Annotated in this window: 20 protein-coding genes and 1 pseudogene; 16 read left to right on the top strand and 5 right to left on the bottom strand. The window is 48.3% G+C overall.

All coding sequences use genetic code 11. The annotated features are described in order from the left end of the window. Positions 1-133 precede the first annotated feature (133 nt). From E2980_RS15460 to E2980_RS15450, 4 genes and pseudogenes are all read left to right on the top strand, one after another. Positions 134-1,138: pseudogene (locus E2980_RS15460) on the top strand (Abi family protein). Between the two features lie 171 nt (positions 1,139-1,309). Next, positions 1,310-1,450, top strand: a complete 141-nt coding sequence (locus E2980_RS24280) for a hypothetical protein (protein ID WP_167747144.1) — start codon at positions 1,310-1,312, stop codon at positions 1,448-1,450. Positions 1,451-1,745: 295 nt separating this feature from the next. Next, on the top strand, positions 1,746-2,186 hold the full coding sequence (locus tag E2980_RS15455; RefSeq protein ID WP_135153085.1) for a UPF0158 family protein: 441 nt from the start codon (positions 1,746-1,748) through the stop codon (positions 2,184-2,186). A 27-nt stretch (positions 2,187-2,213) separates the two neighbouring features. Next, on the top strand, positions 2,214-2,615 hold the full coding sequence (locus E2980_RS15450) for a hypothetical protein (RefSeq protein ID WP_135153084.1): 402 nt from the start codon (positions 2,214-2,216) through the stop codon (positions 2,613-2,615). Between the two features lie 332 nt (positions 2,616-2,947). On the opposite strand, the gene E2980_RS24475 is transcribed toward E2980_RS15450, so the two are convergent. Then, on the bottom strand, positions 2,948-4,312 hold the full coding sequence (locus E2980_RS24475; protein ID WP_135153131.1) for an SEC-C metal-binding domain-containing protein: 1,365 nt from the start codon (positions 4,310-4,312) through the stop codon (positions 2,948-2,950). Between the two features lie 136 nt (positions 4,313-4,448). Next, a complete protein-coding gene (locus E2980_RS15440) occupies positions 4,449-4,955 on the bottom strand; it encodes a hypothetical protein (RefSeq protein WP_135153083.1) in 507 nt (168 codons plus the stop codon). A gap of 779 nt (positions 4,956-5,734) precedes the next feature. On the opposite strand from E2980_RS15440, the gene E2980_RS15430 reads away from it, so the two are divergent. Further along, positions 5,735-6,409, top strand: a complete 675-nt coding sequence (locus E2980_RS15430) for a cyclase family protein (protein WP_135153081.1) — start codon at positions 5,735-5,737, stop codon at positions 6,407-6,409. Between the two features lie 8 nt (positions 6,410-6,417). On the opposite strand, the gene E2980_RS15425 is transcribed toward E2980_RS15430, so the two are convergent. From E2980_RS15425 to zwf, 3 genes are read right to left on the bottom strand one after another with little or no spacing between them, the layout of a single operon-like run. Then, positions 6,418-7,353 (bottom strand): NAD(P)/FAD-dependent oxidoreductase, encoded by a 936-nt coding sequence (locus tag E2980_RS15425; RefSeq protein ID WP_135153080.1) that lies wholly within the window; start codon positions 7,351-7,353, stop codon positions 6,418-6,420. A 20-nt stretch (positions 7,354-7,373) separates the two neighbouring features. Beyond that, positions 7,374-8,291, bottom strand: coding sequence for a phosphogluconate dehydrogenase (NAD(+)-dependent, decarboxylating) (gene gnd / locus E2980_RS15420; RefSeq protein WP_135153079.1), 918 nt, complete (start codon positions 8,289-8,291; stop codon positions 7,374-7,376). Positions 8,292-8,316: 25 nt separating this feature from the next. Next, the gene (zwf, locus tag E2980_RS15415) at positions 8,317-9,807 is read right to left on the bottom strand and encodes a glucose-6-phosphate dehydrogenase (RefSeq protein ID WP_135153078.1); all 1,491 of its coding nucleotides are present in this window, start codon (positions 9,805-9,807) and stop codon (positions 8,317-8,319) included. 251 nt (positions 9,808-10,058) lie between these two features. Between zwf and E2980_RS15410 the strand changes: the two genes are divergently transcribed. The 11 genes from E2980_RS15410 to E2980_RS15360 all read left to right on the top strand — a co-directional run bounded on the left by E2980_RS15410 (position 10,059) and on the right by E2980_RS15360 (position 25,768). Beyond that, positions 10,059-10,379 carry a winged helix-turn-helix transcriptional regulator gene (locus E2980_RS15410; RefSeq protein WP_135153077.1) on the top strand — a complete coding sequence of 107 codons (321 nt, stop codon included), beginning with the start codon at positions 10,059-10,061 and terminating at the stop codon, positions 10,377-10,379. A 269-nt stretch (positions 10,380-10,648) separates the two neighbouring features. Then, positions 10,649-11,422 (top strand): pirin family protein, encoded by a 774-nt coding sequence (locus tag E2980_RS15405; protein WP_135153076.1) that lies wholly within the window; start codon positions 10,649-10,651, stop codon positions 11,420-11,422. Between the two features lie 12 nt (positions 11,423-11,434). Next, on the top strand, positions 11,435-11,929 hold the full coding sequence (locus tag E2980_RS15400) for a MarR family winged helix-turn-helix transcriptional regulator (RefSeq protein ID WP_135153075.1): 495 nt from the start codon (positions 11,435-11,437) through the stop codon (positions 11,927-11,929). A gap of 92 nt (positions 11,930-12,021) precedes the next feature. After that, the gene (locus tag E2980_RS15395; protein WP_135153074.1) at positions 12,022-13,776 is read left to right on the top strand and encodes a sensor histidine kinase; all 1,755 of its coding nucleotides are present in this window, start codon (positions 12,022-12,024) and stop codon (positions 13,774-13,776) included. 3 nt (positions 13,777-13,779) lie between these two features. Then, a complete protein-coding gene (locus E2980_RS15390; RefSeq protein WP_135153073.1) occupies positions 13,780-15,456 on the top strand; it encodes a response regulator transcription factor in 1,677 nt (558 codons plus the stop codon). A 112-nt stretch (positions 15,457-15,568) separates the two neighbouring features. Continuing rightward, positions 15,569-17,290: an extracellular solute-binding protein gene (locus tag E2980_RS15385; protein WP_135153072.1), complete on the top strand. Its 1,722-nt coding sequence runs from the start codon at positions 15,569-15,571 to the stop codon at positions 17,288-17,290. 92 nt (positions 17,291-17,382) lie between these two features. Further along, entirely contained in the window at positions 17,383-18,282 is a 900-nt protein-coding gene (locus tag E2980_RS15380) for an ABC transporter permease (RefSeq protein ID WP_135153130.1), read from the top strand. Between the two features lie 16 nt (positions 18,283-18,298). Next, positions 18,299-19,183, top strand: coding sequence for a carbohydrate ABC transporter permease (locus E2980_RS15375; RefSeq protein ID WP_135153071.1), 885 nt, complete (start codon positions 18,299-18,301; stop codon positions 19,181-19,183). Positions 19,184-19,205: 22 nt separating this feature from the next. Continuing rightward, positions 19,206-20,348, top strand: a complete 1,143-nt coding sequence (locus tag E2980_RS15370) for a Gfo/Idh/MocA family protein (protein WP_135153070.1) — start codon at positions 19,206-19,208, stop codon at positions 20,346-20,348. 32 nt (positions 20,349-20,380) lie between these two features. Next, positions 20,381-21,640, top strand: coding sequence for a Gfo/Idh/MocA family protein (locus E2980_RS15365; protein ID WP_135153069.1), 1,260 nt, complete (start codon positions 20,381-20,383; stop codon positions 21,638-21,640). 30 nt (positions 21,641-21,670) lie between these two features. Next, positions 21,671-25,768, top strand: coding sequence for a glycoside hydrolase domain-containing protein (locus tag E2980_RS15360; protein ID WP_135153068.1), 4,098 nt, complete (start codon positions 21,671-21,673; stop codon positions 25,766-25,768). Positions 25,769-26,000 lie beyond the last annotated feature (232 nt).

Below are 26,000 nucleotides of genomic sequence, written 5' to 3'. Positions count from 1 at the left end.
AAGTAGTCGAGTTTCGTATGGGGAGCTAAAGGGGTTGGCCCCAGAAAAAAGTTGGATACTCCCTACCTCCACCAATCCTTGTGTATCGCATGGGTACTTTCTTTATGCTATTGTGATTTGAATTGACGATAGAATGACGGAGGTATATAATAAAGATAACAGATCCCGCCCGCGCCTCTTAACAATGCGAAACTGGGCGGGCCATTTTATTTTTTGGGGGATATTGGGTATGGACAAAAGTTATGAGTCTGAACTAAAACCCCCTGCAACATATAAAGAAATGATAGATATTCTTAGATCTCGCGGGTTAAAGGTTGGGAACGAGAATAGAGCCACCGATATTCTCAAACGCATTAACTACTATCGATTAACAGGGTACTTACTACCATATAAAATTAATGAAGAAAAATATATTGATGGAACTGTCTTTGAGCATGTAGTGGAATTATATGACTTTGATATGCGCTTAAGGTCGCTACTATTGGATATCTTTGAATATGTTGAAGTTAGTATGCGGTCACAGATTTCATATCATCTTGCTCATAAATATGGTTCTGAGTGATATAAAGATCCTTCTAATTTTTCCTTTCGAAAAAATACAGATTACAATAGTTTTGTGACGAAGATGAGTGAAGAATTAGAACGTAGCAAGGAATTATTCGTTGCTCATTATAAAACGAAATATGGCAGTAGGTATCCAATATGGTTAGCAGTCGAAGTACTCTCATTTTCCAGCTTGTCTATTCTTTACACAAACTTAAAACCAGAAGATAAGAGGATTATCTCGAAAGAATATGGACTGAAAACAGCCAAGCTCTTGGATAGTTGGTTACATTCCATGTGCGTTCTTCGTAATCGGTGTGCTCATTTTTCTAGAGTTTATAACACCAAACTATCTCAGCAAGTAGCCCTTACTTTTAACGCTCAAAAGTTGAAAATCGAACCGAATTCTCTTTACAGTATTATATTCACTTTAAAATATCTCGTTAAAGAATATTCCGTCTGGAATCCTTGGATTATTGAGTTAAGTTCCTTGATCGATCGCTATAGAGATGTCTGCGATTTAAACAGAATTGGTTTCATAGAAGATTGGGAAAAACACTTACGGTCTGTACCAACCGATATCCTTACTGTTTAATTAGGAATTCCTCGAAAGAAAACTTAGTGAGAAGACAGGGAGTCTCTAAGGGTGACATCAAATCTGTCACTACACCCGTAGAAGCACATGTGGCGTTGTCTTCGGACAGGGGTTCGACTCCCCTCTCGCCTCCACCACGAGAAACCCGACCGCAAGAGGTCGGGTTTTTGTGTGGAAAGAAACGGGGAGTCGATCCAGTCCGAAGGAGGACAATGGGGTTCGTTCCGCGCGCAGGGAGCGCAGCGGACGAGCACGGCATCTCATTCTACCGCTAAGACCGTCATCCGCGAATCCTCTTCGTCAGCAGTTTAAATGAAGAATGGGATACCCCTGAGCCGACTATAGAATCGCGACACAAGAAACGACACGAAGTAGTCGGATTCGTATGGGGAGCAAAAAAGAAAGCCTCCATGCTTTTTCATCATGAATAAATCCGACTGAAAGAAATCGGAGTTTTGCTTGTATATGCAACTATGTCCCCAAGTAACCCGAATAAGGTGTAGTACAGGCTTGTCTCAACCGAGGCAGGTTTATTAATATAATAGTGGGAATTAAAATAGAGAAGCCGTAGTCAGTCAATCTTTTAAGAGAAGGAAAGTGATTTTAGATGCCGCAACTCATGGACGAGCTTATTGATGCTTACTTGGACAACGACTTTGAACATCCTTATTTTCTGGACTTGCAGACCGGTGAAGTCATTTTGGATATGGATGAAATTTATACCGGCGAACCGAGTATTGACTGGGAGGATGAAGAGAATGAGGATCGATATGTGGATGTTCCAAAGATCGATTCTAATGAAGCTTATTATGTCATGATGAAGTTCGCCAAACAAACCGATTCGGATCCGAAGATGAAGCTTTTCGACGCGCTTGAAGGACATAAGCCTTTTCGAAGATTCAAGGATACGCTTACTCAATTGGATATTTGGGAGGAATGGAATAGATTTGAGCGCCATTATGCGGAGGAAGAAATTAAACTGTGGATGGAGGGCGTTAAGCTTAATTACGATGAGTTGGCCGAACGCTACAAGAGCAAACAACCTTGATTCACCCCTTATAAAGGAGTCAGTTAAGTGAATAGACAAGAACTGCACATCAAAGTGAGAAGCGCCGTACACCAACTAATCCATGAGAAAGGCTATGCAAGTCCGCTGGATTTGTTTGTGAAAATGGGGAAGATTTCATCCAAGTTAGTGGAGGAATGGCGCTTTGGCAGAGTTCCCTATCTGGAAAGAGTTCTTCACGGAAATTTGGCTCAATTCAGCTTTATTATGGCCAAGCTTCGGGAGACGGCAAGAGAAATGGACTTAAAAGAATCCTACACGGTCTATTTAAAGTGGGGGAAGGGACCTAAGTGTCAGCTGCGGTTCTCGAAGTCCGGGGACACCGACGTCGAACGGAATTACTCCACTCATTTCATTGTAAAGAAGCCCAAAGCACCGTTATTAGCCCAGGATGAACTGACGAAATTATAGTTCTTATTCAATCTGTAAAGGAAAGGCGGCAGTCGAATGACCAAGTTTAAGTACGGAATTAATCCCTTATCCTGAGTTTGGAGTTTAATTACGGGCAAGGGACTTAGGCCTAACAAGGAGGAATTAGCTAGAAGAATAACGCGCGCTTTGAATGACATCAAATCTGTACTACACCGTAGAAGCACATATCACGTTATCTTCAGGGGTAGGCTCCCCTCGCCTCCACCATCACGAAAGCCGACCGCATGAGGTCGGCTTTTTGTATGCGTGGCAGCGCATCGACTTAATTCTCTACAACCGCTACATTCCCGGTATTCAACTCTATAAAGAAGTTACCGTCCAGCAGGAAAAAGACGCAGGAGCTCAGGACGAACCATCCATAGATGGCGGTTTAAATGGGCGTATACGATTGCTTCCCGGTCGTCACCATAACCCATGAATTCGGGCATTTCACGCGGAAGCCGTTTTTTGCCATGCAAGTAAGCGGGCACATAAGGATTATGCGCGGTGGCTTTCTTGATCAGCGTCGCGAGCTTCGACGATTGCCCGTTCATCCCGTATTCGACTAGGATTCGACTGTAATTGAAGGTTGCACTTCCTTCGCCATCAAATCGTTTAATAAGAGTCGCCGCATTACTCCACTCCAAAGTCTCGATATAGGCAGATAGTAGAAGATCGCGAACCCCCTGATTATCATTCGGATTAAGCTCAAGCAGCTCACGGTAATGCTTTATGGCCTCAGGCATATTCCCAAGCTCGGCACATGCTTCGGCATAACCTTTTTTCGCTCTCATATAAGGACGCGTCGGCAGATAGCCCCAGAAGTATCCTTTGTTTTCAGCGAAGAACGCCTCGCCGAGATGCTTTTCCCCAACGAGCATTCCCTGCTTGTAATAATAGGCCATGTCCTTGGGGGTAGAAGACGCACATTCGGCTAATATGTTGTATGCATCGACGCTATTGGGGTCGAGGAGTAGCGCATCCTGCGCCAGCTTGGTCCGTTGCTGGGGATTCGGCTCGTCCCATGCAACACTAAGAATCTCGGCTGCTTGCTCTAGCTTGGTTACGCTTTTGCGTCCGGCAGGCTTCTGATTCAACTGTTGTTGAAGAAATACATTGGCATCTTCGATGGTCTCGAAATTTTGCTCGCCGAGCAATGCGTGGAGGCGTTGCATCTCCTGCTCCATCACGAACCGAGATTTCGAATGCGAAGCGACCGAAACGGTCGGATCCGGCGAACCCGGCAACTGAGGCAGATGCTCATCGAGAAAAGAGAGGATTTGATTAGCCCGCTGCGACAGCGTACCGACCGACACTTCATATTTTTCGGCTAGAGAGCTTTGGGTATTTTCATAACCGTAAATTTGACAGAGGACATACTCCAGTGCTGCAGGGTACACCCCGATCTTTTTCGTGATTGGAACCACTTCGTTGGCATAGTCATTCCACATGAGGATAACATTGTCGATTTCTTCGGTTTCGTACAGGCCGATGGTTTGGCTGAAGAAGTACATGGCAATAATCTTGTGGAGCTCATTTGCCCAAGTAAGTTCGGTGTTAATGATGTCTGCAGGTGTCTTCGGATTAGGGGGAGTAAGCCGAGTGACATTGCCCTTTTCGTCCTTGTTGAGACAGCATTTTTTGTATTTCAAGCCGCTGCCGCAATGGCAAGGGTCGTTTCTGCCTAGTCTCTGCATTATGCTGTGCCTCCGCTATTTATGTATAAATAAATTATCCTCTAAAAATCGATTATTGTCTATTTGATCAAGTAGCCGGTTTCGTATGGGGTGCGATGTAACGGATTGATAGCGAATTAAAGTCGCGTTCCCTAATTCACTGTCTCTGCCATCGATCCAGTGAAAATACCATGCAATACATAAGTAGATGAAAACTTTGCAATATTAAGTAGATAGGGATCGAGTACAATAATCGGTAACCGTCTTTATAGTGGAATAAACCGACCTTTAAGCCCAACCATTCGATCAAAATAGCGCCGCTCGTCCATAAAAGAATATATCCGATTGTCAATATCCCGTAAATTCGAAGTCGTTCAATCCCATATATAAACAAGTATCCGTACGGTGCATACATCAGATATGAGAATAAATCAAACATTTCATAATTCGATTGGTCTCCAAAATCGTAAAGGTCTAACGGCGGTACGCCGATAGTATGGTCAAAAATAAGCCCGAATGTAATGCCAATCAACATATTAAATATCATCTGCAGAGGAGAAAATGTTCGCGGCAATAACCAGCTCGCTCCGAAGCCTACAAGCATTAGTCCGATAACAAACCATTCATTGCCGTTGAATTGATTGTCGTAAACGATATTTTCCATTATCGGATCCATCCTTCCTTCGAAGCCATTCGCTGAAAGATCCTCCCCAAAAGCAATGTATAAACCATCAGTATTATGATCATCATGGACTCTTTGAAGAAATTCCAATCTTTATCGATAAGCACGTGATTCCAACGAAGTGCAAAGCCGATTAGTATCTGAAATAGGAACGTGTAGATGGAGATTCCTATGCAAACACTGGTTTTCGGGGTTGTGAGAAAAACATTAGCAAAGGCAAGCAGGACGAACGTAACGGTGAAGTCATTATGTAGAATTAAAGCTATGAAGAGAGGTAAGCTCGTGTTAATTTTGAACAACTTCAAATTATTGTAACTAATGGTAAGTTTGTTAATAAGTACGACTTCAATAGCCATAAATAAAAGAAAATTGACAACAAGCGGGAGCTTGCGAAGCAGACCTATTAGGACTTGAATACAAAACCATGCGAACAATATAAATATAACAACGACCATAGGGGCCGCCACCCTTCCTATATAACTCTGAATGGTAACTTTCCCTTTGAACAATTCTGATATCTTTAATTTTCAATTCTACCTATAAGATCGTTAAAGACGCTGACCTCAAGTGGTCAGCGTCTTATTCGTCGATATCGGGAACCGTTAGATACCAAATTGAATTTGTCAAAAAGTAATTCATAAGAAGATTATCGTCATATTATTAATTGTTCTTGCAAATAGGAGTGCTAATCCCGTAGGAAGTCGGAGGGGGTATGTAGAATTTAACGGCGGAAATATATTGGAAAAAGGAGACCGCGAAATATGAAGCGATTGGTCCTGTCCTATCCGCTGAGCGTGGATACGCCAGTGTTTAAAGACAATCCCCCTGTTGAGATCCAGCAACAATTCAGTATACGAAAGGGCGATCTGTTCAATCAATTTATCATAACGACCATTAATCATAATGGCACGCACATTGATGGCCCGTGGCACTTCAACCCGCAAGGTAAAAAGCTCGGCGAGCTGCCCATTGATTATTTTGTCTTTACCCGTATGACGATCCTCGACATTCCCAAAACGGATGATGAACTGATCACGAAAGAAGATCTGGAGCCGTTTGCGAACCGGATCGCTGGCTCCGATCTGTTGCTTATACGCACAAGGTTCGGGAAAATCCGCGATTCGGATCCGGTTCGCTACGGCAACCATAACCCGGGTTTTTCAGCATCGGCAGCTAAGTACTTTATGGTATTTGATTCATTGCGGGCCATAGGCATTGACTTCATTTCCGCCTCAGCCGCGCAAAGGTTGGATGAAGGAATCCTTTTTCATCAAATCATTCTCGGGAAAGGTCGGATGGATGGCCGATTCATATTGATTATTGAGGATATGAACTTAAACCATGACTTGTCCGAAGTGGACATCGTCTATGCTTTACCTTTGTTTATCGAAGGCATTGACAGCAGCTTTAGCACGGTTTTCGCAGAAAAACGTTAATATATTAGTTAGCCGTTATGTTCGATCGATTCCAAATACCGCTCGCTGTCGCCGGCAGCCATGCAGCCCGAACCGACTGCGCTGGCGATTTGGCCGTACTTGTCGTCCTGCACATCGCCGCAGACGAAAACTCCGGGAATATCCGTTTCCGTCGTACCGGGTTTGACTAGAAGGTGCCCTCGCTTGCTAACGGGAAGCTGCCCCTCGAGAAAAGCAGTGTTGGGCGTGCTTCCGATTGCGACGAATACGCGTTCGGCAGGGATGACCTCTTCCAAGCCGGAACTGTTGTTTCTTACCCTAAGGCCCGAGACATGGATCCCATTGTCTAACACTTCCAGCGGAGTAACGTCTAGTATCCAATTGATTTTTTTAGATCGGCGAGCTCGTTCTTGCATGCCTTTGGAAGCCCTGAGTTCGTTCCGGCGGTGTACGATCGTGACTTCGGAAGCATACCGGGTCAAGTACAACGCCTCTTCGAGCGCGGAATCGCCGCCTCCGACCACGATTACCTTTTTGTCGGTGGCGAAAAATCCGGTGCATGTCGCGCAGGTGCTTACTCCTCGTCCGAAGTTATCCTTTTCTCCCGGGATACCCAACTGCTTGAAGGAAGCGCCGGTCGCGATGATGAGCGATTCGGTTTCGATCGTCTCATGACCCTCCAGATGAATCCGGAAAGGTCGAATAGACAAGTCCACGCTGTCGACCGTTCCCGTTCGGATCCGCGCTCCTAGCTGCTCTGCCTGCTTGCCCATATCGTCCAGAAGCGTCGGCCCGTTAACTCCTAACGGGAAACCGGGATACGCATCCACTTCCATCGTGGTTAGCAAATATTTGCTCGGTTCGAGCCCCTTAATCACAAGGGGTTCCACGTTCGCCTTTGCCAGATAGATGGCGGCTGTCAATCCGGCTGGGCCTGCTCCGATAATAACTGCTGCTTTCTTCATGGTAATCGCCTCATTTATTTTTAGATTTTCACAGTCTGCGGAGTTTCTTTTTTCTCGACGGCATGTCCGCCGAATTCATTGCGCAAGGCGGCGACCACTTTGCCGGTGAACGTATCGTTCTCAAGCGAACGGTAACGCATCAGCAACGACATGGCTATGACGGGTGTCGCGGTCTGCAGATCGAAAGCCGTCTCAACCGTCCACCTGCCTTCTCCGGACGATTGCATCGTTCCTTTGATCTCGTCCAGGTTCGCATCCTTGGAGAAGGCCCGCTCGGTCAGCTCCATCAGCCAAGAGCGGATAACCGAGCCATTGTTCCAGACGCGGGCCACATTCTCGAAGTCGAATCCGAATCCGCTTTTCTCCAGCACCTCGAACCCTTCGCCTATAGAGGCCATCATCCCGTATTCGATGCCGTTGTGCACCATTTTCAAGAAATGACCGCTGCCAGCTTTGCCTGCATACAAATACCCGTTCTCGACTGCAGTATCCCGGAAGACGGGCTCCACGATGCTCCACGCTTCCGGATCTCCGCCAGCCATGTAACAAGCGCCATGGCGAGCGCCTTCCATACCGCCGGAAGTTCCAACGTCAAGGAAGTGGATGCCGAAAGGCTTCAATTGCTCATACCGACGAATCGATTCTTTATAGTGTGAATTGCCGGCTTCAATTATGATATCCCCATTCGAAAGCATTGGAGTGACTTCTGCGATGAGCGAATCAACTACGGCGTGCGGAACCATCAGCCAAAGAATCCTCGGTTTTTCCAATGATTGAACGAGCTGTTTTAAGTTCGTCGTTCCTTGCGCGCCGAGTGATTTGACCGATTCGACCGCATCGGCGTTCAGATCGAACGCCACCACCTCGTGATGATGATCCAGCAAGTTTTGCGCCAAGTTGAAGCCCATTTTTCCCAATCCGATTAAGCCGATTTGCATGATACTTCCCTCCTGATGAAGTTGGTTATAATAGTACAAGCTGCGGTATCTTCGGATCCAGCCACCACTCGAAACCGTCTTCCTCGAGCAACTGATCGGATGCCTCAGGGCCGTTCGAGCCGGCTTCATAAGCATGAAGGCGAATGAGGTTCTCCTCAAATGCTTCTAGGATCGGCTGGACCCACTGCCAAGACAGCTCGACTTCGTTCCAATGAGCGAAGAAGGTGGCGTCGCCCTCCAGGGCATCGTGAATAAGCCGCTCATAAGCTTCCGGTTGCTTGTTCTGATCCGCTTTGAAGCTCAATTCCAAGGATTCGATATTGCCGTCGTTCTCGGCATTTTTGCCGTTGAATTGGAGCGACACCCGTTCATTCGGGCTAATCTCGATAACCAAGAGGTTTGGAGAAGTGATCGCATTGCGCGTTACATACAATTCCTTGGTCGGGTTTTTGAACTCCACCACGATGCGGGTCGACTTCTCTGACATTCTTTTTCCGGTACGGATATAGAAGGGAACGCCTTCCCACTTGGGGTCGTCGATCCATAGCCTGGCGGCAACGAACGTATCGTTTCTCGATGAAGCTTCAATGCCCGGCTCTTGTAAATAACCTGCAACGGCATTGCCGTTGACTGAGCCGCTTGCATATTGGCCGCGCACTACGCTGAGAGCGGCTTCCGATTTGTGGACCGGTTGGAGCGCTTTGATGATTTTCCGTTTCTCATCCTTGATATGAGAAGGGGTAATTTGGCTTGGCAGATGCATGGCGGTCATCATTAGGACCTGCAGCATGTGGTTCTGCATCATATCCCGAATGGCGCCGGCACGGTCGTAATAACCGGCCCGTTCTTCCACGCCGACCGTTTCGCTGGCCGTAATCTGTACGTTGGCAATATGGCGATTGTTCCAAACGGCTTGAATAACCGGATTGGCGAGCACTAACGTCTCGAGATTCTGCACCATTGTCTTACCAAGATAATGGTCGATCCGATAGATTTCATTTTCTTCGAATGCCTCGTTGAGCTTAGCGTTTAGCAAACGAGCGGACTGCAAATCGCGTCCGAACGGCTTCTCGATGATGAGGCGTTTCCAGCCCTCTGTATCGCCGAGCCCGCTTTCTTTAATCTGAAGGGCGATCACATCGAAAAACTCCGGAGAGACCGACAAATAGAACAGACGGTTGCCCCTTATATTCAATTCGTTCTCGCGGGATTGGACAAGATGAAGCAGCTTGCGATAATCGTCGGGATGGGTCACATTAAGCGGGTGGTAACGGAATGCGGATAAAAAGGTATTCAGATCAGGGCTTTGAATCACGGAGCGCCTGGAAAACTGGTTCAGAGATTGTTCCACTTGGCTTTGGAACGCATCGTCCCGTAGTTCGCGTCTGCCCAATCCGATGATGGAGAAAGTTGACGGCAGTTTGCCGTCCAAATATAAATTGTACAGCGCGGGATATATTTTCCTCTTGGCAAGATCTCCCGTTGCGCCAAACAATACGAAGGTCATGGACTCCATTGCGATTCCTCCTCGCGCTTTCATTTTAAATAAATGGTGGTTACTTATTGTAACCTGAATACTAAGTATCGCCTATGTTACACCCGTACGGAGGGTTCGTCAATAAAGAAAGTGTCCTAAGTGTGAATATCATAAAAAGTTGGTATGTATGCGTTTTCTGTGATAAATTATATTTAATTATCTTATTCGGAAATATTATCGCGTTCATTGATTAAGGGAACAATAAGTAACTAGTGTAGGGGGAGACGACAATGGATACAGTGAAAAATTCAGATAAAATATGCGAGAAAGTCGAGCATGTGCATGAAATCATCAGCAAGAAGTGGGTCAGCTCCATCATCCATACCCTCATGGAAGAGCCCAAACGATTCAGCGAGATTCATGGTTATATTCCGGATCTAAGCAAGCGAGTATTGAATGAGCGCGTGAAGGACTTGGAAAATCTGGGCATTGTCATTCGGAATGTCATTACGGATCGTCCCATTCGCACGGAGTATTCCTTGACAAGGAAAGGCATCGAGCTTGGAAGAGCGTTAAAGGGGCTCGAGGATTGGGCGAACAAGTGGGTATAGTCGAAATGGCTGCATTATCATTTAAAGGCAGGAACCTTCTTTGGAGGTGATCCTGCCTTTTTTGTATCTTGACGAATTAATATCCTAAGCATAGAATAAATATTGTTAGTGTTTATGGGTCGATTGCATGCAGGTATTGTCCATCGATCGGAGGCTATCGTTATTATTGGAATTTGGATCGATCCCTATGCTATGGTTGGCGCTTGCTTGGCATTGATTGTGGTCAGTTAAAACCGGAACAAACACTATAAGTTAAGGAGCTGGTTCAAATGAACATTCAAATATTAGGTCCGGAACATCAAGCCAGAGAAGAATTTGACGGCGGTAAAATAAAAGCGCAGAAACCGCTAGGTTTCTCGGGTCAAGGGGCCGTTACGGTTAGGCTTGGTCCTCTTTTCTACTGGGCTTGGGGGCAAGCAGAAGCGGCAGGGGGCCTCGGATTCCATCCCCATCAAGGCTTCGAGATCATGTCTTACGGTATTGCAGGCAAGGGTCTTCACCGAGACACGCTCGGTACCGAAAGCATTCTGGAGAAAGGCGATATTCAGCTCATGCAAGCGGGCTCGGGACTTCAGCATGCCGAAAGCGTTGACGCTGGCTTCGAGAGCTTTCAAATCTGGCTAGAGCCTTACTTGAATGAAGCCGTCAAGCGAGCGCCTACTTATACCTTGTTCAAGCACGAACAGTTTCCTCAGACCCATCGGGATGGGGTAAACGTAAAGACGATATTGGGAGAAGGCTCGCCCATTCTTAATTTGGTAACGGATGCGCGGATGTTTGACGTCGAGGTTGAGCCAGGGGCAGCGTACGTCCATCGGTTATTGCCGAACCGGACGCTTGCCGGATTGGCGATTAGAGGAGACGGCGGTTCCTTACGGACATCCGGACAAGAACCCGTCGCCTTTAAGAATAAAGATTTTGCGATCATTCAAGGCGAACATGAGGGAGAAATCAGAATCCGCGCCGAAGCAGAGAGGCTTCGGATCTTTCTAATTGAAATTCCATCGGAAGTCGAATATCCTTTGTATAAGAAAGCAAGATAAGGTGGTTGAGGAATGACTGAACGCGATGCTGAGGGTCAGGCGCTTGATCTAAGACTAATTCGTGTAATGAGGAACATGGCGAGCGCTCTGTTCGGGAGCTTGGAACGCGATATCGACAGCTATGGACTCAGTGCGGAAACCTTCCAAATTCTCGAGCTTCTATACAATAAAGGTCCGCATCCTATCCAGAAAATCAGCGATAAATTTTCGATTCCAAGCGGGAGTATCACCTATGTGGTGGACAAGCTGGAGAAGAAGGGGTATGTGGAACGGCTTCCCATTCCGGGCGATCGACGCAAAACGAACGTGACATTGACCGGAGAAGGACGAAGCTACTTCGATAATATCTTCCCTAAGCATGCTCAGACGATCTCCGACAATTTGTCCTTCGCGACGGATGAGGAGAAGCTCGAACTTATTGCGGTGCTTAAGAAAATCGGGTACGGAATCAGCGATCGTCAAGGCAAAGGCAATGAAAATGAAAATAGGTCGGATCCTCTTTCTTAGGGGGTTCGGCTTTTTTTATTTTTAGAATTTATGAAACGGGGAGTCGTATTCTTGTACAATAAGAAAAACTCTATCATGGGGAGTAGGAGAGAATGATAGTTAAACTGTTCAAACTGCATCAACTGCATGTTTATCAGAAGATTATCTTTGTTTTTATCATTCTCATCATTCCCGTATATCTTATCAATTTGCGAATGAATCTCATGGAAGCGTCTTTTATTAAGGACGAGATTTCCAAATCCATGAAATCCAATGTGCAGTTTTACGCCAGACAATTAGACGATCAAATCGCATTCATCCGAAATCTGCAGCTTCAATTCAACAACGATCCGGATCTCCAAAACCTCAGTTTTCGAGCCAAGCAGTTGGAGGGGTACGAAAAGATTCAAGTGGTCAATCGAGTGAAAGAGCGGCTTGTTACGATCCAGAACTCAAGCAATTATATCGTCAATGCAGGCGTGTTCATTAAATCTTTCGACCGAACGATATCCACTCGGATTGGAATCGAGAATGTTCCCAATCAGGAACATGACGTGATAGTCAGACAATATAACGATAAACCGGACGTACCTTTATATTTCGAAAACGGAAGGATATATTTCATCAAGTCGGATAGGGGGGTTATATCGTATATTGAGATCTCGGTCAACAAATTGAAGGAAACCTTATCCGAATTGGTTAAAGATTATGCCGAATCCGGTGCGTTCCTTGCAGACGACCGGTTTCATAATAAGATTTCGGTCAGCAGCAATGACAACAACCGTAACGGCGACGATACGGTTATTTCCAATATCATGAATCACGTATTGAATCCGGCCAAAGAGCAGAATTCGGATAGTTTTCCTCTTACTCTCGATAATAATAACTACCGAATCACGTCGACACCGATCAATAGCTTAGATTTGACGCTTTATACTTTCGTGAATCAGAACGACATAACGGGGCCGCTCAGAACCATCAATATGTGGTTTGTCATTCTTTCATTGGTATCCGTCGTGATCGTTCTCGTGTTTTCGTTCTCTATTAAATGGATGATTCATAAACCGTTGAAAGAATTGATACAAGCTTTCAAAATCCTCGAAACCGACAACTTGAACATCTCGGTACGACCGACAAAGGACACAGAATTCGGCTATTTGTTCCGCAGCTTCGACCGGATGGTCGAGAAGCTGAAGAAATCGATTCAAGAAAATTACGAATCGACAATCGCTTTGCAGCATTCGGAATTCAAGCAGCTGCAGTCGCAGATTAATCCGCACTTTTTGTATAACAGCTTTTTTAACATCTATATGATTTGCAAGAGCGGAGACGTCGAACAAGCGGCAATCCTGTCGCAGAAGCTCGGGAGCTACTATCAATTCGTCACGCGAAGCGGGAGGGACGAAGTGCAGTTTATTAACGAATACCGGCATGCGCTGGATTATTGCGAGATTCAGAGTATCCGGTTCTCGAACCGGATCCATGTACAAACGGGAGAATTGCCGGATTCCTGCAAGTCGTTAATGGTTCCCAGGTTCATTATTCAACCTATCGTGGAGAATGCTTTCGAGCATGCCTTTGAAAGCGGGCTCCAGCGCGGGAATGTTTCCGTATCCGTGACTTATGATCGGCAAACGCTGCGAGTCGTCGTTCAAGACAACGGGGACACGCTGAGCGATTCTTCGCTTGAAATGCTGCAGGAAAAGCTTGCCGATGAAACGCAAGCGCTTGAAAAAACGGGACTTATCAACGTGTCCCGGCGCATCCGTCTAAAGTTCGGCGACGGCAGCGGCGTCTTTGTCTCGCGAAGCTCTTGGGGCGGCCTGAAAGCGGAAATCGTCATGCATTTTACGGGAGCGGGGGCGTAAACCTTGTACAGACTATTGATCGTGGACGACGAACCGAATATTGTCAACGGATTGATGCACCAATTCCAAGAGATGAGCGAGTTGGAGCTTGACGTATGTAAAGCCTATTCGGCAAGTGAAGCGTTGGACATTGCCGGCAGAACGAAGATCGACGTGGTGATTAGCGACATTCGCATGCCCGGCAGAAGCGGGTTGGATTTGGCCGAGGATTTTCTGTATTATTGGCCGTCTTGCCGCTTTATTATCTTAACGGGATATAGCGAGTTCGATTACGTGTATACGGCGATTCAAAAAAACGTGGACAGCTATATCCTGAAGAGCGACGGAATGGAGCCGATTCTTGATGCCGTCAAAGCGGCTGTAGTTAAAATCGAGGAAGCAAACCGGAACCGCGATTTATTGGAGAAAGCCCGTCAACAGTGGAAGGCGACGGAACCGCTGCTCAAGAAAGAGTTTTTCGAGGCGTTGCTGCAAGGAGAGCCTGCGTCTTCCGTCATCCGTTATAAACACTTCGACGAACTGACGATCCCGTTAGATCCGAAGGAACCGGTTCTGATGATCGCCGGCAAGGTGGACATGTGGGAGGAAACGGCATCCTATTCGAGCAAGCTTGACGTATTCGGCGCGATTCAGAATCTGTTTGCCGGGTATTTGCCTGCGGCCTTCAAGATAGAATCGGCCGTTATGGAGCATTCCGTGCTCGTATGGTTTATTCAGCCAGCCGCGGATGCCGCGAAATTGATCGAGGACGGGGATTCGAAAGGGTCCGGCCTGCTTACCTACTTAAAAGCGATATTGGAGCCCGTTCAAAACGACAGCAAAGAAAGGCACGGCATTTCCGCTTCGTTCGCGATTTGCGGAGGAGCGGTAGCGTGGGATAGCATCGGCAAGGAATTCGTTTTGTTAAAAACGGCCCTGCAGCAGAGCCGGATTTTCGGTCAAAGGATGGCCGTCATCGATCTGGGCATGCCTGACGGATTGACGATGTGGGAATCCGGGAAGCCGCCCGCATCATCCCATGATTTCAACAACCGGCTGGACAGGTTGGATAAGTATCTGGGTGCGGGAGATGAACGGGAAGCGTCCGAAATGACCGGACAATTGATCGGCGATCTCAAACGGGATATCAGCGTTAATTATATGACGGGCATCGAAAGATATTATAAATTCCTCGCGGCCTATATTTCCCACGTGAACGGAACGAACGCAGCCGACAATTCGCAGCCGGATATTCGTCTTCCAAGCATTCCGGCCATCGGACTGCCTGCGGAATGGGAAGCGATGGAGGAACAGTTTATCGAACTTAGCCTGTGGGTTTGCCGGCGCAATAAAGAGCAAGCCGAGAAAAGGGAAAACATCGTTGTCGAAAGGATACATAAGTTCGTTGGTGAGAATTTGGGAGGGGATCTGTCATTGGCGCGCATTGCGGAAGCGGTATATTTCAATCCATCGTATCTTTCTCGCTTTTACAAGCAGTTAAGCGGCCGCAATCTATCGGAATACATTAACGCGACGAAAGCGAAGGCGGCTTCGCAAATGTTGGCGGACATGAACCTGAAAGTAAATGAGATCGCTTTAAAGCTTGGATTCGATTCGCCATCGTATTTCACGGCATTTTTCCGGAAAATGACCGGGACGTCTCCGCAGGAATACCGGGAAGCGCTTCTCGAGAGAAGGTAAACAAAACAGAAGCAAGTAAAGATCTTATTATTGAGAGAGCCTACCTCACTCCTATAACATAATTAGTGTAAGGTTTTGTTACACCATTCTCGAAATTGAAGGGGAGGTACCTATGAAAAGAGTTACGACGAGTGTTGCATTAATCTCGACCCTGCTGGCGACCATGCTGCTGGCTGCATGCAGCAACAATAAGGAAACAGCAGGAGAATCTTCTCCGGCGAATACGGCAACTGCCAGCAGTTCGCAATCCGCCGAACCCGTAAGCAATGATCCATTAGGAAAATATCCGGAACCCGTTACCGTGACCCAAGTTCTCGGTTTTCGTCCGCCGGAAGAAGCGGATGCCTTGCAAGGGGTTACCCCTGAAACGAACGGCTATATCAAAGATTTGAAAGAAATGCTTAACATCGAGCTCAAATACAAATGGACCGTTCCATCCGACCAATTCGATCAAAAATTCAATCTGGCCATTGCCTCGGGCGATTTGCCGGACATGATGATGGTCGATTATAACACGTTCGTGAAATTCAAAGAACAAGGGATCCTCGCAGATCTATCCGAGGCTTACCAAAACTATGCGTCGCCGACGTTAAGAAAGATTATCGAATCGGACGGCGGCTTTGCCTTAAAGGCAATGACTTCCGACAACAAGCTTCTCGGCTTGGCGTCCAGCGGCGAGGGCGGAGTGCAGGTATTGTGGATCAGGAAGGATTGGCTCGACAACCTGGGTTTGCAAGCGCCTACATCCATAGAAGAGTTGGAGAAAGTCGCGGATGCGTTCGTCAAGAACGACCCGGATAAGAACGGCAAGAATGATACGTACGGCCTCGCGCTGAACAAAAACTTCGCGGCCGGATGGGGCTTTGATGCCAAAGGGTTCTTCCAGAGCAGCGGATCTTATCCGTTCGCATGGCTCAAAGGAGCTGACGGCAAGCTGATTCCCGGTGAAATTCAGCCGGAAACGAAAGCCGCGCTTGCAAGGCTGCAATCGTGGTACCAGAGCGGGATTCTGGAAAAAGAATTCGCGTTGAAGGATGAAGACAAAGAAAGCGAAGACCTCGTGGCCGGTAAAGTCGGAATCTCGTTCGGGGAATGGTGGTATCCGAACTGGCCGCTGAATTTGAACAAAGACAAGGATCCGAAAGCGGATTGGATACAGCTCGAGCTGCCGTCCTTAAACGGCAATCCGGGCAAAACGTTGATTTCCAGAGGCATAGGCGCGATTATGGTCGTCAAGAAAGACTTCGAGCATCCGGAAGCCGCTATCAAAATGGCCAACTTCTTTCAGGAATTGCAAAAGCCGAAATACGTGGACAAGAATTCCCCGGATTTCAAAGGTCCCAAAACCGGATACAACTACTCCTGGTATCAACCGAGATACTATAGCGGATTTAAAGATATTTTCCTCGCGGTAAACGAAGCCTTGGATGCAAATAAAGAAAAGCTGGAGCTGCCGGAGGACTTCATCGGATCGGGCGAAGCGCAAACCTGGTTCGACGCCGCGAAGAAATATCAAGCCAATCCGAAAGACAACACCGCATGGGGAATGTACTACAGCCGCGTAGCCAAAGACGGCGGAATCGCCGTGGCGGAAAAAATCAAGGAAGATAAAAGCAAATTCGTCTACAACGAGTATTACGGACCTCCGACTCCGACGCAGGTTGAAAAAGGCGCTTCTTTAAATAAGCTTACGAACGAAACTTTCACCAAAATCATTATGGGTTCCGCACAGATATCCGAATTCGATAAGTACGTGGAAGATTGGAAAAAACTCGGCGGCGATGATATTACGAGAGAAGTTAACGAGTGGTATGACAAAAACGCCGTGAAGTAACAAGGGTATAGACGGATGGGGAGATGATATCGGAAATCTCCCCTTTCTTTATTCTCGTCCGGCTTGGGAGGCTTTGCATCGTGAAAATTATAATGGCAAGAAAGAGAAGCATCCGATTGGAACTGCCTCTTCATCTCATGCTTATACCCGGCATCCTCGTTACGCTTGTCTACGCATACGGTCCGATGTTCGGGATAGTGATGGCTTTTCAGAAATATCAACCGTTTCTTGGGTTTCTCAAATCCAAGTGGATCGGGTTAGCAAACTTCGAATATGTATTTAACCTTCCGGATTTTAATCAGGTTTTGTACAACACCTTTCTCATTTCGATATTGAAAATTTTCTTCGCGCTGGTCGTTCCTTTGATACTGGCTTTATTGCTGAACGAGGTGGCGAAGGATTGGTTCAAGCGGCTCATCCAGACGAGCATTTTTTTACCGTTCTTTCTTTCATGGGCCGTGCTTGGAGGCGTCATGATTGAAATCTTCTCGCTGAACGGACCGATTAATGCCATGCTGTCGGGCTTTGGCTTGGAGCGGATCATGTTTATGGGCAGCAACCAATGGTTCGTATCAATTCTCGTCGGATCGGACGTCTGGAAAGGCATGGGCTACAACATGATCATCTTCTTGGCCGCGATCGTCGGGATCAATGCCCATCTCTATGAGGCCGCGGAAGTCGACGGAGCGGGCAAATGGAAGCAGATGATCCACATCACTTTGCCGGGGATGGCGCCTATCATTATTTTGATGTGCACGCTGAGTCTGGGCGGTATCCTGAATGCCGGATTCGATCAAATATTGATATTGTATAATCCGATCGTTTACGAGAGCGGGGACGTCATCGACACCTTCGTATACAGGCTTGGACTGTTCGACCAACAGTATTCTCCGGCGGCTGCCATCGGGTTGTTTAAATCCGTTATCTCGGTCGTACTGGTGACCCTATCCTACTACCTTGCCTACAGGTTAAGCAACTATAGAATATTTTAAAGGCTGGTGAACTCCATTGTTTTACAAACAGTCGTTAAGCAGGAAGCTGTTCAACGTAACTAACGTTATCGTATTGACGTTGATCACGCTCCTGGGCATATTGCCTTTCATCCATCTGTTATCCGTATCGCTCAGCTCGAATGTGGCCGCATCGGCCGGAGAAGTCAGTCTATGGCCGGTCGGATTTACGCTGGATGCGTATCATTTTCTGAGCAAAAAGGCTGAATTCATCCGGTCGTTCGTTATCTCGCTAGAAAGGGTCGTGCTCGGAACGGCGATCAACATGCTGCTCGTGTTCCTGACCGCGTATCCCTTGTCCAAGACGAATGAGCAATTCAGGTTCAGAACCGTTTACGTGTGGTTTTTCGCGCTGACGATGTTTTTCGGCGGGGGACTGATTCCATCGTACATTGTCGTCAAAGAGACCGGGCTCATGAATTCGATCTGGGCGCTTGTGTTACCCGGCGCTCTTAATGTATGGAACGCCGTGATGATGCTTAACTTCTTCAGAGGAATTCCAAGAGAGATGGAAGAGGCGGCCACGATTGACGGCGCAAGTCACCTGTCGGTGCTGTGGCGAATCTATCTTCCGATATCGCTGCCATCCATTGCAACGATTGGGCTTTTCACGGTGGTCGGGCATTGGAATTCATGGTTTGACGGTATTTTGTACATGAACTCGCCAGAGAAGTATCCGTTGCAAACCTACCTTTCCACGTTGGTAACCGCCATTAACGTGAAGTCGATTACCATCGAGAACATGTCGGCATTGCAGAACTTAAGCGAGAGGACGCTGCGAACCGCGCAAATTTTCTTGGGCGCTCTACCGATTATGGTCGTTTATCCGTTCCTGCAAAAATATTTCGTCAAAGGAATCACCGTCGGCAGCGTAAAGGAGTAGGGACGATAGAGGGGGACATACGATGAATATTGGCATCATCGGACTCGGCGAGAGGTCCAGCTGGATTGCGAGCTTGCTGCTGCAAGCTGAGCAAGGCGTCAACATCCGGGCGATCGCCGATCGGGACGCGGAGCGAGCCAAAAGCAAAGCGAACGCCCGAAGCATCGATACGGAAAGCGCGATTTTCTATTCGGATGCGGATGAAATGCTGGACAACGAACGGCTGGACGGCGTCGTCATCGGGACCCGCTGCTCGCTTCATACGACCATGGCTCTAAAAGCGCTGAAGCGTAATATTCCTTTGTTTCTGGAAAAGCCGGTGGCTACGACGATGGACGATTGGCACCTCTTGAACGAGGCGGGAGCCGCCTCCGGAAGCGATGTCGTCGTTTCGTTTCCCCTGCGCGTCTCCTCGTTGGTGACGCTCGCGAAAGAGATTGTTGATTCGGGCAAGCTCGGCACGATCGAACACGTGCAAGCGGTGAACAACGTTCCCTACGGCATCGGATATTTCCAAAGCTGGTATCGGGACGCGGAAGAGACCGGCGGCCTGTTTCTGCAAAAAGCAACGCACGATTTCGATTATATCAATCATCTTCTCGGCATCCGTCCTGTCCGAATCTGCGCCATGAAATCGAAGCAAATCTTCAAGGGAGACCGTCAGGCAGGGTTGTCGTGCAAACAGTGCGAAGAAAACCAGACTTGCCCGGAAGGTCATGAGATGAAGCGAGCTCGCGGAGAATCCGTTTCCGATAACAGCATGTGCTGCTTTGCGGTGGACGGCGACAACGAAGATTCGGGGAGCGCCTTGATCCAATACGAGACCGGCATGCACGTCTCTTATTCGCAAAATTTCTTCGCCCGCAGAGGCGCTGCCGCACGCGGGGCCAGACTGCTCGGGTACAAAGGTACGCTCGAATTCGATTGGTATACGAATAAGCTGAAAGTCTTCATGCACCACGCCGCGCGGGTAGAGAAATATGACTTGAATACGGATGAAGGAGGTCACGGGGGCGGAGACGAAGTGCTCGCGAAGAATTTTATTCGCGTGATGCAGGGCCGCGAAGCTTCGGTCGCGCCTTTGGATGCCGGGCTGCTAAGCGCATTGATGTGCCTGAAAGCGAAGCAATCCGCGGAGACGAACGCTTTTCTTTCCCTCGATTAGATTTCAATTACAGATACCTGGAGTTGATAACCATGAGCAAACTGAAAGTAGCGTTGATCGGCGCGGGATTGCGGGGACAGATTTATACGGATTACGCATTGGATCATCCGGAAGAGATGCAGCTGGTAGCCGTAGCGGACCCGAATCCCGACCGAAGGAAGAAATTCCAGGATCGTCATGGCATTGCGGAAGAGTTGTGCTTTGCCGATTGGCGCGAATTACTGGCTCAGCCGAAGCTCGCGGATGCCGTGTTCGTCTGCACGCAGGACAAAATGCACTATGAGCCGACCATGCAAGCGTTGGATGCGGGGTATCACGTTCTGCTCGAAAAGCCGATGTCGCCGGATCCGCGGGAGTGCATCGAGATGGGGGAGAAAGCGAAATCCCGAGGCCTTATTTTCTCGATTTGCCATGTGCTCCGTTATACGAATTTTTTCGGAACGCTCAAGCGGCTTTTGGATGAAGGCGCGATCGGACGTCTGATGTCGATCCAGCATAACGAGAACGTCGCGTACTGGCATCAGGCGCATAGTTTCGTCCGCGGCAATTGGCGCAACTCCGCCGAATCGAGCCCGATGATCCTGGCGAAGTCGTGCCATGACATGGACATTCTGCTTTGGCTTGCGGGAACGGACTGCGTCCGGTTGTCGTCGTTCGGCGCCTTGTCTTACTTTAAAGCGGAAAATGCGCCGCAAGGAGCGCCGAAGCGTTGTACCGATGGCTGTCCGGTTGCCGATACATGCTTGTATTATGCGCCGAACGTTTACCTCACCGAGCAGGATAGCTGGATGGCGTGGGCGATCAGCGACGACCCAAGCTACGATGCCCGCTTGAAGGCGCTGCAGGAAGGTCCTTATGGACGCTGCGTCTATCATTGCGACAACGATGTGGTCGACCACCAGGTCGTGAACATGGAATTCGCCAATGAGGTTACCGCCGTCTTTACGATGACTGCCTTTACGCAAGATTGCACCCGTACGCTGAAGCTGATGGGCACAACGGGAGAAATTCGCGGGGCGATGGAGAAGAACGAGATCGAGATTATCCGCTTCGGCAGCGACAAGCCGGAGATCATCTCCTTGGAAGTCGCCGGCGGACATCAAGGCCACGGAGGGGGTGACGGCGGTTTGATCCGAGACTTCGTCAATCTGGCGCGCGAAGGCGGTAAGCGGAACGGGCTCACCTCGGCTTCTGCTTCGGTGCAAAGCCACTTGATGGCGTTTGCGGCAGAGAAGGCTAGAGTAGAGAGAAGCGTCATTGATATGAAAGAATACGCATCGTCCTTGAAGTAACAATCCGAAGGAAGAAAGTGAGGGATAATAATGAGTAAAAAGCTAATGACCATTGGTTTTGCAATCATTTTTCTTCTGTCTTCTATGCCTTTCGCCTCCGCGGAAGACAACGATACGATCGATGCGTGGGTGGAACCCCCATTAAAAACCGTGTACCGGACGAGCACCTTTCCTCAAAACCCTATAAGCAGCATCAACCTGGTCTCAGCCAAAAACGAATATGAAAGCGCTCAAATCGCCTTAAGAAACGATACGGGATTCGGAATCGCCGGAGTCGAATTCTCCGCTCTTGTCTCTTCGGGCAGCGATATCATCGCCGGCAGTAATCTGAGCTATCATTTTATGGAATACGAGGAGAAGGATACGGCCAAAGCGAACCCATTCTGGCCCGAAAGAGAGGGTCTCGAGCTCTATCCGCTGTCCGAAGTGCCCGATCCTCTGTCCAATGAAAAGTCCATAGAGGTAGCGGCAAATTCAACGCAGCCTATTTATATTGTCAACTATGTACCTTCCGATGCGGTACCCGGCACTTACGAGGGAACGATTATCGTAAAGACCAGCCTCGGGGACCTTACCGTTCCCATCCGGGTGGAAGTATACGACGCGACGATCCCCGAAGTCTCGCAGACCGATTTCGTCAACTACCATTGGAACATGACCAACGGCTTTACGTGGGACGGTCTTACCTGGGAAGGTTCGCCCCCCAATCCGGCATTCGACGTAGGCCAGTATTATTACGGCGTGGAGACTTATAGCGAGGAATGGTTCGATTTGATGGCCGAATTCGCTAGAGTCATGACGGAGTACCGCACGAACATGGTCTGGGTCCGGACGGACTTGTTCCTGAACGCGACAGGGACGCTGCTTTCGGATTTCGTGACCGGAATTCCGGAGGAGATCGACTGGTCTTTATTCGACAGATACGTGCAAACCTATATCGATAACGGAGTCACCCATTTTGCCAACCAGCACTTGATCCATGCTTTAAACAAAATGCCGGAAAACGAAAAACCGACCGCCGAGTGGAGCACGGCATTGCCCGATTACTTGCCGCAAACCGACGCGTTTCTGGAAAATTACCTGACCGCTCTGAATGCTCATTTGGAGGAAAAGGGTTGGACGAGCGACAACGGATTCACCTGGTACCAGCATATCCTGGATGAACCGAATAATGTTAACCACAAAAACTGGTGGACGTATGCGGCCAGAAAAATAAAACAAATCAATGCGGAAACGGGTTCGGAATTCAAGACTATGGATGCGGATCCCGACGGCAAGCTTATGGTAGAAGAAACGTTGCCCTATCTGGACGTCATGGTTCCGTATACTCCGACTTTCCATGCCATGCAGGATCAGTATAAAGCTCAGCAGGCCGCCGGCAAGGATATGTGGGTATATACGATGGAAGTGAATCAACCCCCGTGGCTGAACCGCTTTTGGACGCAACCAACCCTGACCGGAAGGCTGCTGTACTGGAATTTAAATCAGGAGGGCGTCACGGGCCATTTGCACTGGGCATGGAACGCCTGGTACACGGGACCATGGAATGGCGATTCGTATATCGTGTATCCGGACAAAGCCAATAAAACGGTGAAGAGCAGTCTGCGGCATGAAGCCATGAGGGACGGAATCGAGGATTACGAGCTGCTTAACCTCATTAAGCAATCGAATCCCGAGTTGGCCCAACAGCTTGCCGATAGCGTCGTTAACCGGGAGGATCCGAGAAAATATACTTTGGATCCGGTCTATATCAAAGCGCTTCACGATTATGCGGTCAAGTCGGCCGCCGGCGTGAATGCGGGCGATATTCCCCAGACAACCAATCCTTATATAGGACAGGAAATGCCCTTAACGCATCTGGTTGACAATACGGAAAGCGATATCCGCTATTCGGGCAACTGGTTTGCAAGGAGCCGGCAGTTCGCTTATCTTGGCACAACCAAGGCGACATCGAGCGCCAATGCTTACGCGGAATATACCTTCGTTGGCTCCGGTATCGACGTCATCATAGAGAAGAACCAAGCCTCGGGTAAAGTCTCTATTTCCGTTGACGGTTCGGAACCGGTGATCGTAGATTTGTACGAGAAGGTTCAGCACGATTATTTTACGATATACGCCAAATGGAATCTGACGGAAGGCGAACAACACACCATCAAGATCGTGAACTTGGAAAACAAAGAGCTGAGCTTGGACGGTTTCAGGGTGCATATGTACGAAGGACAGCAAATTTACAATGCATCTCTGGCCAGTCTGGAAATCGCCAATGCTCCTTCGTTTCAATTCAGCGGCGGAATCACGGATTATCAGGTCATGATTCCCGAAGACGTGAACACCATCTCCGTTACTCCTGCTCTTATGGACGCGGAAGGCACCATTACCATTAACGGCAACCCTATGGACAGCGGCATGGTGGCCACTGCCGACATTCCAACGGGAAAAAGCAAGATAAGCATACGGACAACCGCTGGCGACGGCGTGACTACGAAATTGTACACCTTGAATTTCCTAAAGGGTAACGTGAATGAAGCGGGTACCAATGTTGCCAGGACCGCTGCCGGGGTTACGGCATCCGCTGCCCGTTCGGGAGACCAAGGCATTACGTACGGTCCCATGAAAATGGTTGACGGCAACTACGGTACGATGTTCGCCAGTTTGCAAGGCTACAATAACGATCATCCGTTCCCGCATGAGATCGTCATGTCGTGGGATAGTCCGCAAACCTTTAACACGATCGTCATGGCGACCTCTTCCGGTCTCATTCAGGGCATCACCGATATCGATGTTCAGGCTTCCAGCGACGGAGTGAACTGGGAGACGATAGCTCAGAGGGTGCCAATTACTTGGAAGAGCAACAAAGACGACGGCGTGATGGAATACACCTATGCTAACATCCCTGAAGTAAGCGGCGCGCAGAAGTTGAGAGTGCAGATCAACGATGCTTACTATACCTCGTGGAATATGTACGCCGTATATGAGCTTGAGCTCTATCAACTACCCGAGCATGGGGAGATTGCCGTTCATGTTACGAGGGATGTTGCGTTGTCGGGGTTAGACATCGAAGATAAGAACAGCGGCAATCCCATCGACATCTCGTTCGATCCCGACGTCAAGGAATATTCCATTCGTTTAGGTTTGGAAACGGACAAAATCGCGATTACGCCTTCGCTCGCGAACGATTATGGCACAGTTGAGGTGAATGGCGTACCGGTACCGCTCGGGAAGACGGTTATCGCTTCGATTCCTGAAGGCTTAAGCACGTTGACGGTGAAAGCCATTGGAGATCAAGGGGCGTTCAAGGAGTACTCGATTGCCGTTAAGAGGGTCGATAATCTTGCCGCCAAAGCTTCCTCTATTACCTTGGATAAACCTATGGCAGGCGTGACGGATGTCAAATATCTTATCGACGAGGATTACTCCACCGTATTTAAGAATGGCGTATACAACTCGCACGCGGAATTTCAATTCCCTCACACCATCGATTTGAAATGGGATACGCCTCAAACCTTTAATACCTTCGGGTTGATCGTACCGGATGGAGCGATTGACCATAAGCCCGCCTACCTGGCGTTAAAGGTCAAAAAAGGGGACGAATGGATTCAAATTCTAAGCGACAACATGACTTGGGTGGAAAATGGAGATACCGTGTTCTGGCCCCTATACGAAGGCCTGAACTCCGCAAACGCGGGCGGCTATCTCAATGAAAGACTTCCGATCCTGGGGCAAGAAGGTATTACCGAAATGCAGATCGTGATTTACAGCGGCAGATTCTACAGCTCTCCTTATTATTATGAAATTAATGATATCGAGATTGCCGACATCGGTGCCGCTGGGCAGATCGTCATCGAATTGGCGGAAGATACGGCAGCCGATGTTGCGGAGAATCTGACCGCCATTGAGTCGCCCGCAGCCGATGAAAAAGATCTGAAGCTGCCTGTCATACCGGCAGGATTCACGGTTAGGATCGCAAGCTCGGACGATCCGAAGGTCATCGGGCTAGACGGCAAAGTGAAACCGCCAAAAGAAGCAACGGCAGTTAAGCTTGTACTAGAAGTGACGAGAACGTCGGACGGTACGAAGGCATTAACGCAAGCCATTACTATCATCGTACCGGCGAAGAAAGACAAGTAAGCGTAAGGGGGAGGAGAATTCATCCTCCCCTTTTCCGTGCATGTTGCTTAGGTCGATCTAATTGCATGCGGGGAGAGGGTTTAAGGCGCCGTAGTTTGCGTAGGTCCACTAGACATGCATAAAACCTGACATCAGCATCACAATATCCAAATGTGTATAATTTTTACATTCATCTTCTTGGCAGATAAGAAAAAAGAATGTAACCACTTAATCGTAGGCGATTACCATTTAA

It is taken from the genome of Cohnella luojiensis (assembly GCF_004564235.1).
GTDB classification, from domain to species: domain Bacteria; phylum Bacillota; class Bacilli; order Paenibacillales; family Paenibacillaceae; genus Cohnella; species Cohnella luojiensis.
Note: the sequence above shows the minus strand (reverse complement) of the source record. Positions and strands in the feature narration are given on the sequence as shown.

Coding starts and splice junctions, on each gene's coding strand:
- E2980_RS15455 (WP_135153085.1), top strand. CDS start 1,746: ATGCCGCAACTCATGGACGAGCTTATTGATGCTTACTTGGACAACGAC.
- E2980_RS24475 (WP_135153131.1), bottom strand. CDS start 4,312: ATGCAGAGACTAGGCAGAAACGACCCTTGCCATTGCGGCAGCGGCTTG.
- E2980_RS15440 (WP_135153083.1), bottom strand. CDS start 4,955: ATGGAAAATATCGTTTACGACAATCAATTCAACGGCAATGAATGGTTT.
- E2980_RS15430 (WP_135153081.1), top strand. CDS start 5,735: ATGAAGCGATTGGTCCTGTCCTATCCGCTGAGCGTGGATACGCCAGTG.
- E2980_RS15425 (WP_135153080.1), bottom strand. CDS start 7,353: ATGAAGAAAGCAGCAGTTATTATCGGAGCAGGCCCAGCCGGATTGACA.
- gnd (WP_135153079.1), bottom strand. CDS start 8,291: ATGCAAATCGGCTTAATCGGATTGGGAAAAATGGGCTTCAACTTGGCG.
- zwf (WP_135153078.1), bottom strand. CDS start 9,807: ATGGAGTCCATGACCTTCGTATTGTTTGGCGCAACGGGAGATCTTGCC.
- E2980_RS15410 (WP_135153077.1), top strand. CDS start 10,059: ATGGATACAGTGAAAAATTCAGATAAAATATGCGAGAAAGTCGAGCAT.
- E2980_RS15405 (WP_135153076.1), top strand. CDS start 10,649: ATGAACATTCAAATATTAGGTCCGGAACATCAAGCCAGAGAAGAATTT.
- E2980_RS15400 (WP_135153075.1), top strand. CDS start 11,435: ATGACTGAACGCGATGCTGAGGGTCAGGCGCTTGATCTAAGACTAATT.
- E2980_RS15395 (WP_135153074.1), top strand. CDS start 12,022: ATGATAGTTAAACTGTTCAAACTGCATCAACTGCATGTTTATCAGAAG.
- E2980_RS15385 (WP_135153072.1), top strand. CDS start 15,569: ATGAAAAGAGTTACGACGAGTGTTGCATTAATCTCGACCCTGCTGGCG.
- E2980_RS15380 (WP_135153130.1), top strand. CDS start 17,383: ATGGCAAGAAAGAGAAGCATCCGATTGGAACTGCCTCTTCATCTCATG.
- E2980_RS15370 (WP_135153070.1), top strand. CDS start 19,206: ATGAATATTGGCATCATCGGACTCGGCGAGAGGTCCAGCTGGATTGCG.
- E2980_RS15365 (WP_135153069.1), top strand. CDS start 20,381: ATGAGCAAACTGAAAGTAGCGTTGATCGGCGCGGGATTGCGGGGACAG.
- E2980_RS15360 (WP_135153068.1), top strand. CDS start 21,671: ATGAGTAAAAAGCTAATGACCATTGGTTTTGCAATCATTTTTCTTCTG.